We start from the raw sequence: 22,829 nt of genomic DNA on the forward strand, positions 1-22,829 counted from the left end.
AAAAGGCCCCGATTATGGATGATCAATTAAAGCTTTCACTGCCGCGTCGTCTGCTGAGCTATCTCATCTGCTCGCTGATCGCGTTTCAGCCACTGCTGCCCGCCTTTTCTGCGGCGATAGCGCCCGTCACACCAGGGACAAAAGTCGATGCTGCCGGGAATGGTGTCCCGGTCATTAATATCGCGACGCCAAATGCGGCGGGCCTGTCGCATAACCAGTATCAGAATTACAACGTGGGTCAGGAAGGGCTGATCCTGAACAACGCAACCGGCCGGTTGACGCAGACCCAGCTGGGTGGACTTGTCCAGAACAACCCGAATCTCAAAGCAGGGCAGGAAGCCCGGGCCATTATCAATGAGGTGGTGGGTGCTAACCGTTCACAGTTGCAGGGCTATACCGAGGTAGCGGGCAAAGCGGCCAACGTGATGGTCGCTAACCCTTATGGCATTACCTGTAACGGCTGCGGCTTTATCAATACGCCCAACGTTACGCTGACCACCGGTAAACCGCAGCTTGATGCGCAGGGCAATCTGCAATCGCTTGAAGTGACGAAAGGCGCAATCAGCATTGAGGGTAAAGGACTGGATGGCAGCCAGGCAGATGCTGTCTCGATCATTGCGCGCGCAACCGAAATCAACGCGGGCATCCATGCCAAAGATCTTAATGTGACGCTGGGCGCAAACCGGGTTGGTGCTGATGGCAGCGTGACACCCATCGCGGGCGAAGGTGCTGCGCCATCGGTCGCCGTAGATACCGGCGCGCTGGGCGGCATGTACGCCAACCGCATCCATCTGGTCTCCAGCGAAAACGGCGTTGGCGTCAATCTCGGCAATCTTAATGCCCGTCAGGGCGATATGGTGCTGGATGCGCAGGGTCGGTTAAGCATCAACAATAGCCTGACCAGCGGCACGCTGAATGCAAAAGGCAGCAGCATCGCCCTGCAGGGAGAACATAAAGCGGGTGGTAACGTCGCGCTGACAGCGCAGCAGGATATCGCCTTAAATGGAGCGACGCTGGGCAGCGACGCCTCGCTGGATCTCAACAGTCAGGGCAGTATCACGCTTAAAGGCAGCAGCGTTAAAGCAGGCCAGAATGTGCGTCTCAGCGGTGCCAACCTGAGTGTTGATAACAGCAGCAGCGGTAGTGCGGTAGACGCGCTGCAGCTCTCTGCCACCTCTCAGCTGGACAATGCCGGTCAGCTGGCCGCCGCAAAAACACTCGATATCCAGGCCGCGCAGATCGCTAACCGTGGCAGCCTGACCAGTAATGGTGACGTGCAGGTTCGCACTAACACTCTGCAACAGGACGGTAAGCTGCTGGCTCAGGGTAAAAACACTGTGGCTGTTAGCGGACAGCTGACGAACCGCGATGAAATCAGTGGCAGCAGCCTGAACATTCAAAGCGGCACTCTTGATAACAGCGGCAAACTGATCAGTACGGGTGATGCCACGATCACGGCTAATCGACTGAATCAGGACGGGATCTTCTCCGCACAGGGCAACGCACTGTTCAGTGTTGCCGACACCTTCAGCAACAGCGGCAATCTGGTCAGTCAGCGTCTGCAAATCGATGCCCCGACCCTGAATAACAGTGGCGAGATGGTGAGTCATGGCGATGCCGTGATTAACAGCGATACGCTACAACAAAATGGCTCCATCACTGCACGCGGTGACGCGCAACTGACCGCTCGTGGCAGGCTGGAAAATCAGGGGGCTATCAGCAGTCAGAACGCACTCATCCTGAACAGTGCACAACTGCGTAACATGGGCTCGTTAACCGCACCGAATCTGACGCTGACCGCCGGGCAAATCAGTAACGGCGGGCTGCTTCAGGGCTCTAATCAGCTCTCTTTACATGCCGGAATGCTGGATAACCTTGCTGCGGGGACGATCAGCTCCGACAACGATTTTGCGCTCGATTTGCCACAGCTTAATAACAGCGGATTGATCACCAGCGGCAAAACACTGGTTGTCAGCGGCGACCAGCTGAACAACAGCGGGGAAATCAACGCTGCCAGCCTCAGCGCCCGGTACGGGCATCTGGATAATCAGCTGGGTGGCAAACTGCTGGCCAGTGACCCACTCCAGCTGCACGGCGATGTACTGACTAATCAGGGCATCATCGCCGCCGCAACGCTGAATAGCGATGTCAGCCAGATCAATAACAGCGGAACACTCCAGGGCGACAAGGCAGTATCGTTGCAGGGCAGCGGGTTAATCAACAGCGGCACGCTGCTCAGCGCAGGCCAGCTGAATGTGCAACAGCAGACGCTGGACAACAGCGGACTGATGCAGGGCAAACAGCTGACACTGAATGCTGATCGCTGGCAGAACAGCGGCAATGCCCTCAGTGAAGCCGACGCCGACCTGCAAAGCGACACGCTGGTCAATAGCGGCAAGATTCTGGGACAACAGGGCATCGCGCTAAAAGCGAATCACACTGACAACAGCGGCTGGCTGATTGCTCAGGCGCTGACGCTGCGTGGCGACCTTATTAACAGTGGCCTGATTCAGGGTAATCAGCAGATTACGCTGGAAGGCGACCAGCTGGATAATCAGCAGGGCGGACAGTTGCTGAGTGACGGCATCCTGAACGGCAACATCACTTCACTGAATAACCGCGGCGCAATGCAGGCCGATGAGATGGCGTTAAACGCGAAGGCGTTGCAGAACAGTGGCAGTGTTCGCGCCGGAAAGGCACTGACAGCCCAGGTCGGGGGTGTGCTGGATAACAGCGGAAGTCTGATCAGCCAGCAGCAGATGAATTTACAGGCTGGAGAGATCGATAACAAAGGCACACTGGCGGCGGATAACCTCAGCCTGCATGCGCCAGTGCTCAGTAACGGCGGTCTGCTGCAGGGCAACAGCACCTTAACGCTGGATCATCAGCAACTCCACAACCTCCAGGGCGGCCAGTTAATCGCCGGAGGACCGCTGACGCTGACGTTTGATCAACTGGATAACGACGGGCTGCTGCAGGTTAACGGTAAGCTTTCAGTCAACGGCAACCATCTCAACAACAGCGGACGCCTGCTGAGCGATGACCTCGATCTTCAGATTGCCGATACGCTGAATAACAGCAGTACGGGACAGATCGTGACCGGCCAGCAGGCCGACCTGCAGGCACAAACGCTCAGTAACAGCGGCCAGATTGCGGCACAGCAACTCAGCGCCAGCGGTAATACGCTGGAAAACAGCGGGCTGCTTCAGGGCGACACGCTGCTGGATCTCGGATTTGCTCAGACCCTCAACCACAACAATGGGCAACTGCTGAGCGGCGATCGACTGATCGTCAAGGGCGGTAACGCGATCAATGATGGCAGCTGGCAGGGCCAGCAACTCGACGTCACGCTGGATTCTCTCGACAATCGCGGCAGCATCAATGGCATCAGCGCCTTGCGCGGTAATATCGCCAGCGATCTGATCAACAGTGGCACGCTGGTCAGCCAGGGAGAGAGCGACCTTAATGCCACCACGCTGCGCAACAGCGGCAAAATAATGGCGGACCGCCTGGGGTTGCAGGGCACCAGCCTGAACAACGACAGTCTGTTACAGGGCAACACGGCGCTGACTGCTCAGGCCGATAACATCACGCAATCTGCCGGTGGCAAAACGCTGAGCGGCGGAACGCTGACGCTGACCGCAGGTCAGCTCAACACCCAGGGAACGCTGCAGGGCGAGCAGGCAACGGTTAACGCTGATAACTGGCTGCATCAGGGATCGCTGCTGGGCAGCAAAGATCTGAACGCCCGCATCAGCAATGAACTGCATAACAGCGGCTCGTTGATGAGTCAGAACACCGCACAGGTTACGGCGAACACGCTGAACAACAGCGGCTCACTGCTCAGCGAAGGGGCGATGGTGCTGAACGGTGTCGCGCTGAATAACAGCGGATCGGTGCAGGGCAAAACCCTGACCATTTCACCCGCCAGCGTCATTAATCAGGGCAGCCTGATTGGTCTGCAGGCGTTAACGTTTGCCGCTGCGCCACAGGTGGCCGGGCGAATGCTGCTCAGGGCGCTGGCCGCGCCATCACGTCAGTTGATCAATAATCAGGGAGGATCGCTGCTGACGCAGGGCACGCTGAACATTAACGGCGGGGACGTTGTGAATAACGGCAGCTGGCAGGGACAGCAGATCCTGCTGAATGCCCGGCAACTGACCAATAATGGCGCGATCCAGAGTGCGGATGCGCTGCAACTGATTCTGGCGGATCGCCTTGATGCGGGCGCTGGCAGTAAGATTTCAGCGAATGGCACTGCGGCACTGCAGGCACTGACGCTGACCAATCAGGGTGAATGGATTGCCAGAAACCTGACGCTCCGGGGCGACACGTTAAACAATAACGGCTCAGTCACCGGTGTGGAGGCGCTGACTGTTGGCCTTAACGGTGCACTGACCCAGCAGCAGGATAAAACGCTACTCAGCGCAGGCAGGCTAACGCTTCAGTCCTCCTCGCTTAATAATGCCGGACGCGTGCAGGGCGGCGATCTGCAGATCACCACGGGCGCGGTTGATAACAACGGGCGCTTACAGGGTGACAACAGCCTGCTGGTCAATGCCGGTGGGCGCATCACCAATGGCGGCAATGGCGCCATGATCACGCAAAACGCCCTGACGCTGAACGGACCTGAACTGTTCAACTATGGCCTGATTCAGGGCAATGGCAACGGTGTCGCGACAATAACCGGTTTAACGCAAAACGATGGCCGGTGGCTCTCGGGTGGCGCGCAGACACTGAATACGCCGCAGCTGAATAACAACGGCTGGTTACAGGCGTCGCAGCTGATTCTCAATGCCACCAATGCCAGCAATAACGGTACGCTGCTGGCCGACGGTCAGGGCACGCTGACCGGCAATGGCTTCAGCAACCAGGGCACAGCCCAGGGCGGCAATCTTGAGGTCAATTATCAGCAGGTAAACAACAGCGGCACGCTGCTGGGTAACAACCGGCTGAGCGTAATGGCCGCTCAGGTTAATCAGCAAAGCAGCGGTCACCTGTTCAGTGGCGGCAGTTTGCTGGTTCACAGCAATGGCTTTGACCAGACCGGTCAGGTGGTGGCGCTGGGTGATGCCACGCTGGAAATCGCGAATGGATTTACCGGTCGCGATGTGCTGGCTGCGGGCGGGCGACTCTCTGTCAGCAGTAATGGCGCGATAGACAACCAGGGCACGATGCAGGGCGGCGCGCTGACGCTGAGCGCAGGCGGCGATCTCACTAATAATGGTCAGCTCACTACCGGTTCGGGTGACAGTGCGTTCAGCGGCAACCGTATCGCCATGAACGGGAATGGCAGTCTGCAGGGCGGCGGGAATATTAACTTAGCCAGCCGCAGCGATATCACTGTTGATGGTTTTACGGGTACGTTGGGCAATCTGACCCTCAGCGCACCGGGCAGCATCGTCAATAACGCGCTGCTCTATGCGGCCGGCAATCTCTCTCTTTTTGCCAACAGCATCCGCAACCAGCGTGCCGATATGCTGGCAGGCGGCAGTATGTGGCTTCAGGGCGACGCGGCAGGGAACGCCAACGGCGAGGTGATTAATAACTCCGGCACCATCGAAACGCAGAACGGTGATATCACGATTAATACGGGACATTTGCTGAATACAAGGGATGGGTTGAGCACACAAGAAGAGATAACTCAGCTTGTTACCCCGTCCTGGGCTAAGGGAACAAATGTCAGAATTCCGTTCTCATGGTTTAAACCCGGCGATTACCACCAATACATCAGTGGGACTCAATATCATCACGGACATGGTGATGACTGGGAAACCCATACGTACAGCTATGCACCGAATGCTGATGTCCAGGTGCAAAAAGTCGCGTATCAGTCCATCGCCGTAACAGCAAATGCAAGCGGAGGAGCTGGACGCATTGCGGCGGGGGGAAACCTGAATGTGCAAGCCGCACAACTGGATAATTCCGCCTCCTCTTTGCTTGCACGTAATAATATGGCGCTGTCAGGGACTGAACTGAATAACCAAAGCTGGACGGATGGTACGACAACGGTTTACCAGATCTATCGTTATAGCGGTGGCGCTACGTCGAGTTCTTTTGGTTATACGCTTGATGGCAGTCCGGTATATGAAACCAACGGAAGTGGAAACGTTTACCGAAGCGTTATTCAGGCAGGTAACAATATTGATGCTGTCTTTAGCCAGAATATTAGCAATACCTCCAGTGATTCTCACGTCAGTGGAAAGATCGACACATTAGCGACACCCGAATTAACACACCTCAGCCAGCAGTCAATCAGCGTCGGAGAACAGAAAAAATCATTCAGATCGGCCGATAAAGTGTCTATTAACTCGCCTGCATGGAAAGATCAGCTTAAGAGTGCACTTCAGGAAATTATCGGCGGAAGTCAACTGGACACAACCAGTGATAACAATGTTCCCCTTACCCAAAACGCGGTTGCTCAGAAAGGCCTTACCAGCCTCGGCTCGTCAGGCGCACTTAAAGATGCCAGCGGATCAGTTGCTCTTTCATCACTTAAGTCATATCAGGTGAAAAACGTTGATATCAGCGCCTATCCATTACCGTCTGGCGAAAACGGCTACTTTGTTGCGTCGAACACCAATAGCCGCTATCTGATCACGGTTAACCCCAAACTCAATGGTCTGGGCCAGCTGGATCAGAGCCTGTTTGGTGAGCTGAACGCAAAACTGGGCAAACAGCCTGCCACCACGCCTTTACAGGAAACGCGGCCTCAATACACAGACGAGAACGCCTTCCTCGGCTCCTCATACATGCTGAGCCGCCTGAACCTGAAGCCAGATTATGATTATCGTTTTCTCGGTGATGCGGCGTTTGATACCCGCTACGTCAGCAATGCGGTACTGAATCAGACCGGTAATCGCTACATCAATGGCCTGGGATCCGATCTCGCCCAGATGCGCTATCTGATGGACAACGCTGCGGCGGCGCAAAAGTCGCTGGGACTGGAGTTTGGTGTCTCACTCTCTGCCGGGCAACTCGCCTCTTTAGACAAGAGTATGGTCTGGTGGGAAGCCACCACCATCAACGGTGAAACGGTGATGGTGCCGAAGCTCTATCTGTCGACAAAAGATGTGGAGATGCGTGATGGCAGCGTAATTGCCGGTAACAACGTGACGCTGAAAGGCGGGAACGTCATCAACACCGGTAGTAGCGTGATGGCTAAAAACGATCTGACCATCGACAGTCAGAACACGCTCAGTAACCTCAACGCCGGTCTGCTCCATGCAGGGGGTGATCTGCAGCTTAGCGCACTGAATGATATCAACAACGTCAGCGCGACTATCAGCGGTAAAAAGGTGGCACTGGAGAGTGTTAACGGTGACATCAACAACCTGACCACATCACAGCTCTGGCATCTGGATGCAGACAACGGTAAGGGTGCGAAGAAATCCTATACCGAAACTCTGAGCGGGCCAACGGCGAGCATCACGTCACTGGATTCTCTGAGCCTTAAGGCGGGCAACGATATTACCGTCACCGGCGCTAACCTCAAAGCGGGTGGCGATCTGCTGCTGAACGCCTGGAATGATATTGCTATCACCGGGAACCAGAACGTCACTGGCAGCGCGCAATCCGGCTTCGGAAACCGCTGGCAAAAAGTTGACCCAACCAGCACAACTACCGTCACCACAGTCGGCAGCCAGATCGCCGCAGGCGGCAATATGGCGATGCAGGCGGGCCACGATCTGACGGTTACCGCCAGCAACATCAGCGCCGGTAAAAACGCGGCGCTGGCAGCCGGTAACGATCTTAATCTCAATAGCGCGACGACCAGCCAGAATGATGTGAAGGGCAAACGTGAAACCCATTCAACCGGTCTGGATCGCACGACGCTGACCAGTGGCGGCGATTTAGCACTTCAGGCCGGACGCGATCTCAATAGCCAGGCGGCAGGCATCGCCGCAGACAAAGACGTCACCTTGCAGGCGGGGCGTGATGTCAATCTGCTGGCGGCTGAAACCGGTTCTGGTAATAGCTACAAATCCGGTAAGAAGGTTGAGATCAATGAGTCGGTACGCCAGCAGGGCACTGAAATTGCCAGTGGTGGCAGTACGACGGTTAAAGCGGGACGGGATGTTAACAGTGAAGCGGCTCAGGTTACGGCCAGCGGTAATATCGCAGTGGGTGCCGGACGCGACATCAACCTGACCACCGCCACTGAAAGCGATTATGCCTACAAAGAAGAGACCAAAACCAAAAAAGGATTTTTGAGTAAAAAGACCACGCATACCATCAGCGAAGACAGTGACACCCGTGAAAATGGCACCTTACTGAGCGGCGATAATGTCACGCTTAATGCGGGCAACAATTTACTTGTCCAGGGTTCTCAGGTCGTAGGCGATGGCACGGTAGCGCTCAGGGCCGGTAACAACGTGGATATCGTTGCTGCGACCAACACGGACTCAACCTGGCGTTTCTCGGAAACTAAGAAAAGCGGCCTGATGGGAACCGGTGGCATCGGCATCACTGTAGGCAGCAGTAAATCGGTCCATGACTTACGTGACAAGGGCACCACCCAGAGCCAGAGTGCCAGCACGGTGGGCAGTACGGGCGGTAATGTCAGCATTGTTGCGGGCGGACAGGCTCATGTCAGCGGCTCAGATCTGGTGGCGGGGCGCGATCTCGCCATTACCGGCGACAGCGTGATCATCGATCCGGGTCATGATAAACGGACTCATGATGAACTGTTTGAGCAGAAAAAAAGCGGGCTGACGCTGGCGCTCTCCGGGGTGGTGGGTGAAGCCATTAATAACGCGGTTGCGGCGGCGCAGACATCGAAAAAAGAGAGTGACGGTCGCCTTGCTGCCCTGCAGGCTACCAAAGCCGCGCTTTCAGGCGTGCAGGCCGTGCTGGGCGGGCAGCTGGCGGAAGCGAGCGCCGATCCCAACAACGGCCTGGGCGTCAGCCTTTCCCTGACCACACAGAAATCAAAATCGCAGCAGCATCAGGCGTCCGACAGCGTCGCCGGATCCACGCTCAATGCCGGTAAGAACCTCTCCATTACCTCTGCCGGTAAGGGCCGTGGCGAGCACAGCGGCGACATTCTTATCGCCGGCAGCCAGCTGAAAGCCGCAGGTGACAGCAGCCTCAATGCTGCCAGGGACATTGTGCTGAGCGGGGCGGCCAACACTCAGGAAAGCAGCGGTAAAAACAGCAGCAGCGGCGGCGGCGTGGGCATCAGTTTTGGTGCCGGACAGGGCAGCGCGGGTATCAGCATTTTTGCCAGCGTTAACGGTGCCAAAGGTAAGGAGAGCGGCAACGGTACGCGCTGGTCTGAAACCACCCTGGACAGCGGCGGCAGGGTAAGCCTGAACAGTGGAAGAGATACCACGCTCAACGGCGCGCAGGTCAGCGGTAATCAGGTGACGGCCGATGTGGGCCGGGATCTGACCATCACCAGCCAGCAGGACAGCGACCGTTACGATTCAAAACAGACCAGCTACGGCGCGGGCGGCAGCTTTACCTTTGGCTCAATGTCGGTGTCCGGCTATGCCAGCGTCAATCAGGACAAAATGCACAGCAACTTTGACAGCGTGCAGGAGCAGAGCGGTATCTATGCCGGTAACGGCGGCTTTGACATCACCGTCGGCAATCATACCCAACTGAACGGTGCAGTGATTGCCAGCCAGGGCGATGCGGCAGACAACCGTCTGGATACCGGTACGCTCGGCTTCACCGATATCGGCAATGCGGCGGACTACAGGGTCAGCCACAGCGGCGGCAGCATCGCGCTGTCCAGCGGTGGCGGCATGGGTGCGCAGATGCTGTCCAGCGTGGCGTCCAACGCCGCTAGCACCCTGCTGTCGGGCCTGAACAACAACGGCCATGCCGAAGGCACCACGCAGTCGGCGGTGGCAAACGGCACCGTGATCATCCGCGACCGGGTCAACCAGAAGCAGGATGTGGCAGACCTCAGCCGTGACACCGAACATGCCAACGACAGCATTAGTGCGATCTTTGACAAAGAGAAAGAGCAGAAGCGGCTTCAGACGGCTCAGTTAGCCGGTGAAATCAGCGGTCAGATGACAAATATTGTCACGACCATGGGCGATATCAAAGGGCTTGAGAAGGCGCAGAGTGCGAAGAACGCCGAGACGCTGCCTGCCGGAGCAACGGAAAAACAGCGGGGAGAATGGCTGGAGAAAATGCGTGATTCGCCAGAGTATCAGGCGGAGATGAAGCAGTGGGGTATTGGCAGTACATCTCAGAAGGTCGCACAGACGGTCGGCAGTATTCTGACGGGGCTGGTGACCGGCAATGCAGGTCAGGCGGTCGCAGGTGGCCTTAATCCGTGGGCAGCTCAGCTGATTAAGAAGGAAACGACCGACGCTTCCGGCAACGTTGATGTGGCAACCAATGCCATGGCCCATGCCGTTTGGGGTGCAGTTTCTGCGCAGATGTCGGGCGGGAGTGCGGCAGCGGGTGCGGCAGGTGCCTTCAGCGGCGAGCTGGCCACCCGCTACATCGCAGAGAAGTACTGGGGTGCAGATACCCCGGAGAAGATAGCGGCGCTGGGGCAGGAAGATCGCGAGCAGCTGAGCCTGCTCGGCACGCTGGCGGCAGGACTGGCGGGCGGAATGGCGGGCAACAGCAGTGCTGCAGCGACGAGCGGCGCGGTTGCCGGGAAGAATGCGGTTGAGAATAATGCGGTGTCAGGCATAGACGGATTTGGTAGTGGTTTCTGGGATAATAATCAAGCCCAGGGATCACTGGTAAATAACACCAATCTTGTAGATGAAACTGGCAAAGTCCTGAATCCGGCAACACCTGAAGAAATTAAGTATGCCTCTGATAAACTGGTAACGGGGCAATTGCCTGCTGGCCAGAATGCGGCAACTGGCTTATTAACAGCGTGGGGAGCTGGAGCTACTGCTGTTGTTGCACCTGTTCTGTTACCATCTGGTGCAACGGCCGGAAGTATTATCGGTGCAGGTGCTATAGGCGGTTCTGCAAATATTTTGAATCAGCTACAGAGCGGCGACCCCTTCAGTGCCACTGATGCACTTATCGCTACAGGTATCAGCGGACTCACTCAGGGTAAGGGGTTCTGGTTCACTGAAGTAGCAGGTATTACAGGTGCTTATGCAGGGGCTAAGTTGCAAGGAAAAGAGGCACTTCCAATTGTAGCTGGCGCTGCTGTTGGTACGGGGGTTGGGGTTGCAGGAGGCAAAGCAGTAGAGGTTGGAAATAAATACCTACCTTTAATTTCAGAAAAAGCAGCTGGTTTGGCTGGAGCTGTGATTGGTTCCGGAGCTTCAGAGGTCGCTGGCTCTGAACTTCAAAAACAGTTGGAGAATAAATAATGAAAAATATAGTATTAGCCATAAAGCTAATATTTTATTTCTTTCTTATAACCACATTAACTTTATTTTTAGTTAGGTTAGGTGTGGCATCTGTTTTTATGATAAGTAATGGAGGCTTTTTCTTTGAATGGCGAGAGAATTTATTCGATTCGATACAAAGAGGTGCCGTTATTGGTTTGGTTTTAGGTATTGGTGTTTTGTTTTTATCTAGCCTAAAAAGAAGGTAATTTGAGAATAGTGCGCGAAGGGGTGATCAGGCGCGGGCAACAGTGAAACAGGCAGCTGAATGTCTGAAGAGAAAAGTCTGGGAAAAGCTGGGGGAAGGGATAACCTCTTCTATCGCCAACGGCATTATCAATGCACTTGCAGATACCGGGTCTGCGGTTGCAGCTACTTTTAGGCAGGCGTCCCTGGGGAACCAGCTGGCGCTGGAAGCCACTGGCGGAATGCTTGCCGGAACTATGTTGCCGGGTAAGAAAATACCGCATGTAAGCACTGATATTATTTCTGAAAGTGTAACGTTTAGTGCAAAGCAGTAAGATAAAAATTTCAAGCATGCCATAGATTTTGACATTGTTACGACGAAGAAGAGTCCAGATACAATTAAGCTATTTTGAAATAGCTATTAAAACTCACATGGATGATAAAGCTAGTTTTGAAAAAGGTACTTATGGCTTTGTGAAAGACTCGAAAGTGTACTTTAATCCGGCAACCAACAACGCTGTTATTATTGATAAATCAGAGCTCGCCATAACATCATGGCAGCGTTGCGCCAGACAGCCTGCGTTGATCCAGACTTAACGGTGGTCTCGGTAATAGCAGCCGCAGCCGAGTTGCGATGAACAGTCAGTCAGGAAGACAAAACTGGGATCGCTGAAAAGCAAAAAACCCGCTCAGGTTTCCCTGAGCGGGTTTTTCTAATCTGGCTCCTCTGACTGGACTCGAACCAGTGACATACGGATTAACAGTCCGCCGTTCTACCGACTGAACTACAGAGGAATCGTGTGAACGAGGCGAATATTAACGGCGTCGCTCTAAGGTGTCAACAGCAAAAAATACATTATCATTCAACTGGCTAGCTTTAACGCAAAGCGATCGTGATTTAAGCAGTTTGCGCAGTGTCAGCGGCGATTCTGGGCAGGGGATCCTGCTGGTAAAACTGGCGCAGATGCTGATACATGGCGGGAAAACGTTCTGCCAGCAGAACCGGAGCCGTAAAGAAATATTCAGAGAGCACGGCGAAGCACTCAGCGGGATCGCTGGCGGCGTAGGGATCTATCGTGGCGGCCTGTTCACCCACCAGTTCAACTTCACTCTCTATCTCCGCCATCGCGGCACGCAAATCCTTTTCCCAGAGTGCGACGTCACGCAGCGACATGACCGGAATACCGCTGGTGTAACCGCTGCCGCGGGCATCCAGCTTGTGCGCAACTTCGTGGATCACCAGATTAAAGCCGGAGAGATCGAACGAGTCCTGAATATCGAGCCAGTTGAGGACTACCGGCCCCTGCGTCCAGCTCTGTCCGGCGTGAACCGCAGGCGCGCTGTGAACCAGCCCATCGTCATCCTGCCACTGATCGTCGACTTCGAACGGCTCGGGATAGATCAACACATCGTGGAAACCGTCCAGCCACTCCAGACCCAGTTTCAGCACCGGCAGGCAGAACAGCAGGGCGATCCGCACACTGCGCAGTTCATCCAGTTGAACACCGTCGAGCGGCACCAGCTTTTTCTGTTGCAGAAAGCGCTGCGCCAGCTCAACCAGCGCCTGCTGTTCAGCCTCATCCAGCTGGCTGAATATCGGCTGCGCCAGCCCATGCTGCCACGGCAGCGCAGACAGGGTGGCGTCGTTATGCGTTTTCCAGGGCCATTTAAACATCGCAACTCCCGCACAGAACCGGACTATTTCGCTATCCTGACGCGCCAGACATAAAAATGCCAGCATCGAAACACCATGCTGGCACTGTTCATCTGGCGACAGGGCTAAGGGCCGTCTATTCAACCCGTTAGCACGGTCGTTGTCTGTGATTCAGCCCGCAAAGCGTGGGGCCGGGGCGTCAGTTGCGCTCAATACGATGAAACTCAATCACCCACACCCAGGGATTCACTTCCCAGCTGGTCGCACCATACTGTTTTTCCCAGGCTTTACGGTACGCCTCTTTGGGCGATTCAGAATTGACGTTCATGGTGAAGAAGTTGTTGAGGAAGTGCGAATCGGTCTGAACGCCTTCCGCCATAATGTCATCTTCACTGATGTCCTGAATTTTCTCGGCGCGCACGCCGGTAATTTCCAGATTGATGCGGCTGGCCCAGCGCGGCATATGAATGGCGGTTTGCCAGCCAAACTGCTCTGCTTCCGGCGTGCTCAGTGCATGCTGGCCCAGCTCGTTGCTGTCTGCACGATACTGGCAATATTCTGGCTGGCGGAAGGGCGTCGGGTCGCGTTCATAATCGGCCAGATACTGCTCGGGTACCATCGGGCCACGCCAGGTTTCACGCACCCAGAGCACGTCGCCCGGTTTACCGTAAGGACACTGATAGCTGATGTCCGTCATCGACATCATTTTATAACCATGCAGATGATTAGCACTCACATCGAAAGCGTGTACGCCCTCGTGATGATCCTGTCCCGGACCGAAAGCCTGAGTTTTCATAATGCGCCGGGTTTGCGTTTGCTGGCCAACCAACAGGGCACGAACACGCTGTTCGGAAAAAAGAATCGGCCGTTCTTTCATGGATTACCTCTTTTTATTAGTAGAACCCGGTTACTGCTGTAAAAGTCCATTTGCTTCACATCTGAGAGTTATCATAAAAGCTTTAAATCATTTTGCTTAATAATTTGTAGGCTGACTGTCACTGTATAATTGTCACTTTAGTAGTTAAAAACCAGCAAAATGCAAAAAGCGCACCAAAGCTTATCACGCAACTGGCAAAAAGCGACGAATAGCCCGGATACAGTACGTTATAACCGTAAAAATAGGAACCTTTTCAGACTTTTTCACCTGTCATAACGTGCAGTTTTACACTTAATCGCGTGACAAAAAAACGCTGAGCATGAGGCAGGAAGTTGGTTAAGATCGAACCAAACATTACGCCTGTTAAACTAATTTTCTTAGCAGCAATTCACTGAGGAAAGACTGAAAACAGCCGAAATTGCGGTTATTGTGTAACAGAGATGCTATACAGATGATCCAGATCTCATTTTTCTGCCCGTAATCGCTGGCAGCGCTGCTCTTTTCAACTGCACTGTAAAAAAAGTGTCATTAGCCAGTCGCTATGATGGCTTGCCGTTTGCGCACTGATCGCGACAGAAAAACTGCTGTCGATCACTACAGGGAGATAGATTATGTCACTCACACTCTGGCAATCTCGCTATGAAAGCTGGTTTCAGGCGAACTGGATCCACGACGACGGCGCGCACGATATCGCCCATCTGCGGCGTGTCTGGATGAGCGCACAGCGAATCATGAACGGCACGCCCGCTGATCCGCTGGTGGTGCTGACCGCCTGCTATTTTCACGATGTGGTGAACCTGCCGAAGAATCATCCGGAACGCCATCTCGCCTCTACCTATGCCGCGACGGAAACCCAGCGCATTCTGCAGCAGGACTTTCTCGATTTCCCGGCTGAAAAGATTGATGCCGTGATGCATGCCGTTAAAACCCACAGTTTCAGCGCCGGCATACCGCCTCAGACGCTGGAAGCTAAAATTGTACAGGATGCTGACCGGCTGGAGTCGCTGGGCGCGATCGGGCTGGCGCGGGTCTTCTATACCGCCGGGGCGCTGAATCGGCCGTTGTTCGACAGCCAGGACCCGCTGGGTAAAGATCGCGAGCTGAATGATGTTAAGTGGACGCTGGATCATTTCCAGAAGAAGCTGCTGCGTCTGCCGGAAACCATGCACACCGAAACCGGCCGCATGCTGGCTGAGCATAACGCCGATTTCCTGGTGCGCTATATGGCGAAGCTTTATGCCGAGCTGCAGGGCAATCTGGTGGGAATGGATGAGGGTGTGCTGCGGGACTTCACCCCATTACGGGCTGAATATTAAATTTTTGTGACAGTGTATTAATCGAAACGGTCATCCGGTAGCGTGTAGCAATAACAAAAAGGAGCTGCCCGATGACCGAAACTGTTAATTTAACGATTAAAATTGATCCTGAGCTGAAAGAAACGATTAAACAGCTGGCGCTGGAAAATCAGATTTCGATGAGCCAGGAGATTGTGCAACGTTTGCAGGCCAGTCTGGAAACGCATCCACATCCGGCGATTGATAACCAGGATATCACTGAAGAGGGGACTGAGGGATCCAGTGCCACTGACGTGAAGACCGATGCATTAAATGCAACAGAGCTGAAGCAGATTCGGCTGCTGCTGAAGAAGCAGAGCAAGAAGAAGAAATAAAACAGAAACCCGTCGCCAGACGGGTTTTTTCATTTCACGGTGCTTACGACTTCAACTGACGAATATGTGGCAGCAACAGCTGAGCCACCGCTGCGAACACCGGCACCACCACCGAGTTACCAAACTGCTTATAAGCCTGAGTGTCCGAAACCGGAATGCGGAACGGCTCGCGGCCTGGCACATCAAAGCCCATCAGACGGGCGCACTCGCGCGGGGAAAGGCGGCGTGGCCGACGCGCCATGTTACCGGCATCCTGAAACTCCGCTTCGCCCAGCGCACTGTCCCAGCCGCGATCGATCAGAATCTCTGAGCCATCTTTGTAGTAACGTGCTGACAGCGTACGCACGCAGCAGTCAGGATTACGCGGATCGTTGAGGCCAAAGCCAAAGCCATTGCCTTTGGCTTTATGTTTTTTCGCGTACTGGTAGAGATAGCGCCAGAGCACCGGTGACAGGATATATTTGTCATCCGGCGCACTCTCCAGCAGGCTCTGCAGGCTGGGTACCTGCGCCGGGTAAAAACGTCGGATATCGCGCAGTGTAAAATCCTGCTTTTTCAGATCACGGCGAATACCCACCAGCACAATGCGTTCGCGATGCTGCGGCAGGAAGTGACGCGCATCGATCACTTTGGCATCCGGGCTGCTGGCACCCGCATCCGCAACGTCATACCCCAGCTCATCCAGCGTCTCCATGATAATAGCGAAGGTGCGGCCCTTGTCATGACTCTTGAGGTTTTTCACATTCTCCAGCACAAAGAACGGCGGCTTCTTGGCAGCCAGAATACGGGCCACATCGAAAAACAGCGTGCCCTGTACCTGACACTCAAAGCCATGTGCCCGACCCAGCGCATTTTTCTTGCTGACGCCCGCCAGCGAAAAGGGCTGACAGGGAAAACCGGCCAGCAGCACCTGATGATCAGGGATTGCCGCATCAATCGCGCGGTATATCGCTTCATCGTCGGTCAGACCTTCCGGCTGGGTGACCTGACGGATATCGGTATTGAAGTGATGCTCAAGCGGATCGCTGTAGTGGTTGGCTTTGTAAGTGCGGACCGCCTCTTTATTCCATTCACTGGTGAACACGCACTTGCCGCCGATCGCCTCGAACCCCTTACGAATGCCGCCAATACCGGCAAAGAGATCGATAAAACGAAATTCAGGATTATCATAATGGGCGGGACGGGACGGCAGCAGCCCCTGTAACAGCGACAGTTCCGCTTCACACAGCGGTGGCAGGGCGGTTTTACCCTGACGAATCCGGTTCAGGAGTGCCGGCGTCCAGCAGGAAAATCCTGCCTGCTGCAGGCGGGCCGTGAGATCACGAACCGAATAGATTGCCAGCACCTGCTGAAAGAGTTCAGACGCATCAGCAGATGAAAGTGCAGCAGAGAGTGGTTCAGCGAGGGCGGCGGGATGCATGCGTTTTTCCTTAACAGTAAGGTGCCTATGCTATCACTCCAGACGCTGTGAGGAAATTGCCTGGATGTGCCCTGTGCCAGCCCCCGGAATGTTCTGTTTTTGCGGCACACTGTGTGAAGTCGTCGTGCGGCGGCTTTCGCTTTTCGTGGCGCAGGCTAAAGTTGAAGGACCAGCAAAAAAGGAGAGGTTATGGCTGATGTTCACTCCAGCGAAATACGCAGCAAAAATATGCGTGCCATTCGCGCTCAGGATACGGCCATTGAGCAACGTATTGCGCTGCTGCTGAAAGATCAGGGCTTCAGCTTCCGCGTGCAGGATAAAAACCTGCCGGGTCGGCCCGATTTCGTTCTGACAGAACATCAGGCAATTATTTTTGTTCATGGCTGCTTCTGGCATCGTCATCACTGCTATCTGTTTAAACTGCCGGCGACGCGCACAGAATTCTGGACCGGCAAAATCAACAGCAACGTTGAACGTGACCGGCGTTATGTGCGCCAGCTGCAGGAGAGCGGCTGGAAAGTGCTGATCATCTGGGAGTGTGCGCTACGTGGCAAACTGCGCCTGACGGATCAGGATCTGCTGGAGCGGCTGGAGGAGTGGCTGCTGGCGATGCCGGAGAGTGCCGAAATCGACCATCAGGGCATTCATCATTACAACGCCGATTGCTAATCACAGACATAATTGGTTAGATCTGCGCTTTCTCCGTGGCCAGGAGCCTGAAATGAGCAGCATAAAACTGACGGTAAAACGCCTTTACCAGATTCGTGACGAGCGGATGGTGAATACCAAAGCGACCGCGCGGGTTTACTGCGGCGACAGGCTTGTCGCCACGGAGGAGATCACCGGCATGACCGAAAGCCCGGTCAGCAAATATCTGCATGCTGAAGGAGCAGCAGGCGAGACGGTGCGGGTAGAGTGGGATTGTGAGGGCATCGCCGAGATGACCGTTACGGAAATTGAGCGCTGCCCATGTTGTCAACATAACGAACCAGACTAAGGATAAGATTTTGGCGGGAACCAGTTTACTGACTTTACTTGATGATATTGCAACACTTCTGGACGATATTTCCGTCATGGGGAAAGTGGCGGCCAAAAAGACCGCTGGCGTACTGGGCGACGATCTGTCGCTGAATGCTCAGCAGGTCAGCGGCGTGAAAGCCAACCGTGAGCTGCCGGTGGTGTGGGGCGTTGCCAAAGGATCGTTTCTTAATAAACTGATCCTGGTGCCACTGGCGCTGATTATCTCCGCATTTGCGCCCTGGCTGATTACGCCGCTGCTGATGATTGGCGGTGCCTATCTCTGCTACGAAGGCGTGGAGAAGGTGATGCACAGTCTGCAGCATGACAAGCAGAGCAAATCACCGGAAGCGCGTCAGCAGCGACTCGATTCGCTGGCGAATCAGAATGCGGCTGAGTTTGAGAAGAAGAAGATCAAAGGCGCGGTGCGCACCGATTTCATTCTGTCAGCCGAAATTGTCGCGATTACCTTAGGCATCGTGTCGGAATCGCCGCTGCTCAACCAGGTGATTATCCTGGCGGGCATCGCAATTCTGGTTACGGTAGGCGTTTACGGCATCGTGGCGGCCATCGTAAAAATTGATGACTTCGGATTCTGGTTGCGTGAGAAACCGTCCCGCCTTGCGCAGGGGTTGGGTAGTGTGCTGCTGGCTGCCGCGCCCTGGCTGATGAAGATCCTCTCGGTGGTCGGCACCATCGCCATGTTCCTGGTCGGCGGCGGTATTGTGGTACACGGCATCGCACCGCTGCATCATCTGATCGAGGAAGTCAGCAGTGGCTTCAGCGGCTGGATCGCTATGCTGCTCAGCAACGGCGCCAACCTGGTGCTCGGCTTTATCATTGGGTCGATCGTGCTGTTAGTGGTCAACCTTATTGCCAGAGTGCGCGGAAAATCGGTATAAAGCGCACTGTGATTTACGGTCAGGAGAATGACGATGAACGACGACATGTTTGAATTTGATATCGACGCACAGCTGGAACAGGCTGAAGCGAAAGCAGAGAAAAAAGCCAGCGAAGTGCCGGATGATCTCGGCGACGAAGCCGATTGCGAAGGCTGTAAAATCTGACGTCAGCGTCAATACTTCATCAAAGCGGATAAGTTTTTTTATCCGCTTTTTTTATTTTCCGCATATCCAGCTGATTAATTCCGAATTTGCCCTTTTTTTGCGTGCCTTAACAGGCAGGAACGTTATTCGCCTGCTATAAAGAAAATAATCACTCAGGTTAATAACACTCAGGTTAATAAAAGGAGCGCATCATGGTTTTCGCAATCAGTGAAGAAGTGCAGCATAAGGAAGAGGGGCAGACGATGGTGGTGACCGGCTACGCGAGCGGCATGGTGGAGTGCCGCTGGTATGATGGCTATGCCGTGCGCAGCGAAGCCTTTCGCAGCGATGAACTCTGCGCTTTGAATCCCGCGCAGCAACTGGCGGGCTGACAGCATCAGGCCTGTGGGTTCTGCGACCCGCCAGGCCCGGTTTCTGCTTTTTCTGGCCCGGCACACTCCCTGTGCCGCCCTGTTTTCAGACGTTACCGTCGTTATCTTCTTCAACCGCCTGATAGATCCGCTGCAGCACATCCGGGAAGGCTGACTGGACGCGACTCCAGCTCGGTATAAACGGCTTATCGTTAGGACGCTCAATAAACGCCTGACCCGCTTCCAGAATCGACTGGGTAAACATCTCTACCGCTGCCTCTTCCACATGCTGATCAAACTTCAGCCCGTTCATCGCCGCCTCGTGGTTATAGGTCTCCATCATATCCAGCGCATTTCGGTAATAGGTCGCCTTCAGCACCCGGAACGAGTCGCTGGTCAGCGGTACACCCATGGTGGCGAGCTTACGCAGCAGTGACTGGACGATATCGCTGCTCATGCGCTTCAGGCCGCCGGTGCCGTCATCTTCAGCCAGCGGCTGATGCTTGTGATCGTAGTTATCGGCGATTTCAACCTGGCACGACTGGCGGGTGGTGTAGTTACGATAAATCTCCGACAGCACGCCAATCTCCAGCCCCCAGTCGCCGGGGATTTTAATCCCGTTCAGCACATGCGTCCGCATGGCGAACTCCCCGGAGAGCGGATAGCGGAAGCTCGACAGATATTCCAGGTATTCTGAATGGCCATAAACTTTCTGCAGCGATCGCAGCAGCGGACCCACCAGCAGACGTCCCACGCGGCCATTAAGCTTGCCGTCCGCGACGCGCGCATAGAACCCCTTACAGAACTCATACTGAAACGCCGGGTTCGCCACCGGGTAGAGCAGGCGTGCCAGCATTCCGCGCTCATAGGTGACGATATCGCAGTCATGCAGTGCCACACAGCTGGTACGGTCTGACGCCAGCGTATAGCCGGTGCAGAACCAGACGTTGCGTCCTTTGCCGGGATTGGTGGGTGACAGACCCTCTTTATCCAGCTCGGCATCAATCGCCTTCAGACGCGGGCCATCGTTCCACAGAATGCGATGCCGTTGCGGCAGACGGGAGAAAAACTCGCGGGCAAACAGGAACTGGTCGCGGTCGGCACGATCCAGCCCAATCACAATTTCATCCAGATAGGGCACTTTAGCCAGCTCATCGACGATTTTCGTCAGCGCCGGCCCTTCAAGTTCGGAAAACAGCGATGGCAGGATCAGCCCCATTTTGCGTTTGCGGGCAAAGCGTACCATCTCTTTTTCCAGCGACTCCACGCTACGGTGGGTGAGGTTGTGAAAGTTGGTGATTACGCCATTCTGATAAAAGTCACTCATCGCATCATCCTTTTAATGCCCGTGGGCAGCTTATTGAGGTTGAGTCAAAAAATAGTCAAGTCCTTCACGCCAGCCCTCTGGGCCATGGTGAGCCGTGTGATAGATGTGCTGCTGATCGGATCGGCTGAGTGTCACCGGTGTTTTACTGTAGCCCTTAATCACGACCGCATAATCAACTGCATCCAGCATCGGCGCATCGTTAGGGCCGTCACCCAGTCCGATGGTCACGCGTGCCTCACCGGGTGAATGCGCCAGCAGCCAGCGCAGGGCTTCGCCTTTGCCGCTGCCCGCAGGCATCACATGCCAGAAACGCCCGCCCTGGGTCAGCGCCAGGCCCTCTGCACGCAGTGCGTCATGGAACTGGTCAAACGCCTCGTCACTGTCGCGCCAGACAATCACTTCTGACGCATCGCGCTGACGCGACAGTTCTGCATCCGCCTCGCTCAGCCCGGTCATTGCGGCCACTTCCGGATCAGAGAAGTCATGAAAGCCGGTAAAACGGTACGCTGTTTTCAAGGCAGCCAGCCGCTGGCAGATAGCGTCATAGGTCAGGGTGTTATCGGGCAGGCGGATCCGCTGCTGATCGTGCGTTTGCACCACGGCACCGTTTTCAGCAATAAACGGTGAACCGCTGATGCCAAGCCTTTTTTGCAGCGGAATAATCTCGGCTGCGGTTTTACTGGAACAGATCACCAGCGGAACAGCGTACTGCCTGAGCGTGGTGAGCCATTCGGTGGCCGCATCCCAGCGATAGGTATGATGGTCAAGTAATGAACCATCCAGATCGGTAATTATCATTAACGGCTGGTGGAGATCGGGCATTTACGGGCTCCTTTCATCACATTCGCGACTAAAGCGGCGATTTTTCAATATTATAGTTGAATATGGCTCACACTTTTTTTCCTGCCACGCTGGCTGGAAATCCAGGATAATTCTTAAAACGAAACCGCAGTAAAAGTGGGTATGCAAGAAGTGTGCAGGGCTAAGTGACTGGCGGGCGCGGTGTTTTTGGTAACAGTCGCTCCATAATTACCCGATCGGTTGCAGAAACGTGCATATCTGATGCTTGTTTCGGAGTCGGGAAAGGGTAATCTGCAGGGGTGTTAAGAATTCCCTGGTGTAACGAATTGAATTTTTACCCGGCCTTCCCGCCGGGTTTTTTTTTGAAATCGATTTCAGCGGTTCGCTTCATAGGCGCGATAATCACAAATATCAATTTCAAACGCCTCCGCCAGTTCGCTATAGGAGTGGAAAACCCGGCCTTCTACTTCCAGCCGTGGTGTCTGATCCTGCTCCATATACTCCCGTACCTCTCCCGACGTTCTGGCCTGAATTGCCGCCAGTAAACCCTCGACATCAATCTGCAGATCGGATGGCTGAGCATCGCCGTGCTGTTTTTCGTCTGTCATTTTCTGACTCCTGAGAGCAAACAGAGTAATCAGTATAGAACGCAGGGCACAAAGGCGGGAGCGGAGAGATCGCAGGCAAAAAAAAGCCCGCGCTGCGCGGGCAAAATCCTTGTTACTTTCAGGTTGTGGCTGCACCTATGGGGGTGATGCAGTGAGAAGAGTTTAAAGGCCTGACGCGTAAGAAGTCTTGCGGTGAAATGTTAAGGAATTGCAAAAGTTTCTCCTTACTCAGATTTACCTGACTTTTCGACTAAACAGAGCAGATTCAGCTATAGTTGATGATAAAGCTGATTTTTATCAATACCTAAAGGAATGGTTATGGACATCTTACGAATTATTATCGCTATTCTGCTGCCACCACTGGGCGTGTTTATGCAGGTCGGTTTTGGCGGCGCCTTCTGGCTGAATATCCTGCTGACACTCTGTGGTTATATCCCTGGTATTATCCACGCCGTCTGGGTCATTGCCCGCCGCTAACGCGCTGCATCGCCACGGTTCTTCGTTTAGACTGTACTCAGTCAATAATCTG

The 22,829-nt window shown here is 54.6% G+C and carries 17 protein-coding genes and 1 tRNA gene; 11 read left to right on the forward strand and 7 right to left on the reverse strand.

All coding sequences use genetic code 11. From position 1 onward, the window contains the following. Positions 1–14: 14 nt before the first annotated feature. From ACR8BN_RS07665 to ACR8BN_RS07675, 3 genes are read left to right on the forward strand one after another with little or no spacing between them, the layout of a single operon-like run. On the forward strand, positions 15–11,306 hold the full coding sequence (locus tag ACR8BN_RS07665; protein ID WP_434747489.1) for a hemagglutinin repeat-containing protein: 11,292 nt from the start codon (positions 15–17) through the stop codon (positions 11,304–11,306). Then, positions 11,306–11,533, forward strand: a complete 228-nt coding sequence (locus ACR8BN_RS07670) for a hypothetical protein (RefSeq protein WP_163657647.1) — start codon at positions 11,306–11,308, stop codon at positions 11,531–11,533. The genes ACR8BN_RS07665 and ACR8BN_RS07670 overlap by 1 nt, the downstream gene beginning before the upstream one ends. Positions 11,534–11,575: 42 nt before the next feature. Continuing rightward, a complete protein-coding gene (locus tag ACR8BN_RS07675; RefSeq protein ID WP_203583870.1) occupies positions 11,576–11,845 on the forward strand; it encodes a hypothetical protein in 270 nt (89 codons plus the stop codon). Positions 11,846–12,229: 384 nt separating this feature from the next. On the opposite strand, the gene ACR8BN_RS07680 is transcribed toward ACR8BN_RS07675, so the two are convergent. The 3 genes from ACR8BN_RS07680 to ACR8BN_RS07690 form a co-directional block, all read right to left on the reverse strand. Continuing rightward, a tRNA-Asn gene (locus ACR8BN_RS07680) sits at positions 12,230–12,305 on the reverse strand. A 103-nt stretch (positions 12,306–12,408) separates the two neighbouring features. Continuing rightward, positions 12,409–13,185 carry a DgsA anti-repressor MtfA gene (mtfA, locus tag ACR8BN_RS07685; protein ID WP_425011970.1) on the reverse strand — a complete coding sequence of 259 codons (777 nt, stop codon included), beginning with the start codon at positions 13,183–13,185 and terminating at the stop codon, positions 12,409–12,411. A 178-nt stretch (positions 13,186–13,363) separates the two neighbouring features. Beyond that, on the reverse strand, positions 13,364–14,041 hold the full coding sequence (locus ACR8BN_RS07690; RefSeq protein ID WP_010247721.1) for a hypothetical protein: 678 nt from the start codon (positions 14,039–14,041) through the stop codon (positions 13,364–13,366). Between the two features lie 611 nt (positions 14,042–14,652). On the opposite strand from ACR8BN_RS07690, the gene ACR8BN_RS07695 reads away from it, so the two are divergent. Together ACR8BN_RS07695 and ACR8BN_RS07700 are read left to right on the forward strand one after the other, a co-directional pair. Then, entirely contained in the window at positions 14,653–15,357 is a 705-nt protein-coding gene (locus ACR8BN_RS07695) for a phosphohydrolase (RefSeq protein WP_064703594.1), read from the forward strand. A 71-nt stretch (positions 15,358–15,428) separates the two neighbouring features. Then, positions 15,429–15,710, forward strand: a complete 282-nt coding sequence (locus ACR8BN_RS07700; protein ID WP_031593192.1) for an Arc family DNA-binding protein — start codon at positions 15,429–15,431, stop codon at positions 15,708–15,710. A gap of 43 nt (positions 15,711–15,753) precedes the next feature. Here the strand turns inward: ACR8BN_RS07700 and dcm are convergent, their stop codons facing one another. Further along, positions 15,754–17,130 carry a DNA (cytosine-5-)-methyltransferase gene (gene dcm / locus ACR8BN_RS07705; RefSeq protein ID WP_031593193.1) on the reverse strand — a complete coding sequence of 459 codons (1,377 nt, stop codon included), beginning with the start codon at positions 17,128–17,130 and terminating at the stop codon, positions 15,754–15,756. Between the two features lie 189 nt (positions 17,131–17,319). Here dcm and ACR8BN_RS07710 point away from each other — a divergent pair, with 189 nt between their 5' ends. From ACR8BN_RS07710 to ACR8BN_RS07730, 5 genes are all read left to right on the forward strand, one after another. Further along, a complete protein-coding gene (locus ACR8BN_RS07710) occupies positions 17,320–17,799 on the forward strand; it encodes a very short patch repair endonuclease (RefSeq protein WP_425024838.1) in 480 nt (159 codons plus the stop codon). 52 nt (positions 17,800–17,851) lie between these two features. Beyond that, a complete protein-coding gene (locus tag ACR8BN_RS07715; protein ID WP_010247711.1) occupies positions 17,852–18,127 on the forward strand; it encodes a hypothetical protein in 276 nt (91 codons plus the stop codon). Positions 18,128–18,137: 10 nt separating this feature from the next. Beyond that, positions 18,138–19,049, forward strand: coding sequence for a DUF808 domain-containing protein (locus ACR8BN_RS07720; RefSeq protein WP_010247708.1), 912 nt, complete (start codon positions 18,138–18,140; stop codon positions 19,047–19,049). Positions 19,050–19,082: 33 nt separating this feature from the next. Further along, positions 19,083–19,214 carry a hypothetical protein gene (locus tag ACR8BN_RS07725; protein WP_003854444.1) on the forward strand — a complete coding sequence of 44 codons (132 nt, stop codon included), beginning with the start codon at positions 19,083–19,085 and terminating at the stop codon, positions 19,212–19,214. Positions 19,215–19,405: 191 nt separating this feature from the next. Then, positions 19,406–19,585, forward strand: coding sequence for a YodC family protein (locus ACR8BN_RS07730; RefSeq protein ID WP_010247703.1), 180 nt, complete (start codon positions 19,406–19,408; stop codon positions 19,583–19,585). A gap of 85 nt (positions 19,586–19,670) precedes the next feature. Here ACR8BN_RS07730 and ACR8BN_RS07735 read toward each other — a convergent pair whose 3' ends face one another. The 3 genes from ACR8BN_RS07735 to ACR8BN_RS07745 form a co-directional block, all read right to left on the reverse strand. Then, positions 19,671–20,891: a glycosyl transferase gene (locus tag ACR8BN_RS07735; protein ID WP_010247700.1), complete on the reverse strand. Its 1,221-nt coding sequence runs from the start codon at positions 20,889–20,891 to the stop codon at positions 19,671–19,673. Between the two features lie 30 nt (positions 20,892–20,921). Continuing rightward, on the reverse strand, positions 20,922–21,713 hold the full coding sequence (locus ACR8BN_RS07740; protein WP_109650630.1) for a mannosyl-3-phosphoglycerate phosphatase-related protein: 792 nt from the start codon (positions 21,711–21,713) through the stop codon (positions 20,922–20,924). A gap of 353 nt (positions 21,714–22,066) precedes the next feature. After that, positions 22,067–22,300 carry a DUF2525 domain-containing protein gene (locus ACR8BN_RS07745; protein WP_010247694.1) on the reverse strand — a complete coding sequence of 78 codons (234 nt, stop codon included), beginning with the start codon at positions 22,298–22,300 and terminating at the stop codon, positions 22,067–22,069. A 318-nt stretch (positions 22,301–22,618) separates the two neighbouring features. On the opposite strand from ACR8BN_RS07745, the gene ACR8BN_RS07750 reads away from it, so the two are divergent. Continuing rightward, positions 22,619–22,777 carry a YqaE/Pmp3 family membrane protein gene (locus tag ACR8BN_RS07750; protein WP_010247691.1) on the forward strand — a complete coding sequence of 53 codons (159 nt, stop codon included), beginning with the start codon at positions 22,619–22,621 and terminating at the stop codon, positions 22,775–22,777. The last annotated feature ends 52 nt before the right edge of the window (positions 22,778–22,829 follow it).

The sequence above is a fragment of the Pantoea sp. Lu_F5_004 genome (genome assembly GCF_051136245.1).
GTDB classification, from domain to species: domain Bacteria; phylum Pseudomonadota; class Gammaproteobacteria; order Enterobacterales; family Enterobacteriaceae; genus Pantoea; species Pantoea agglomerans.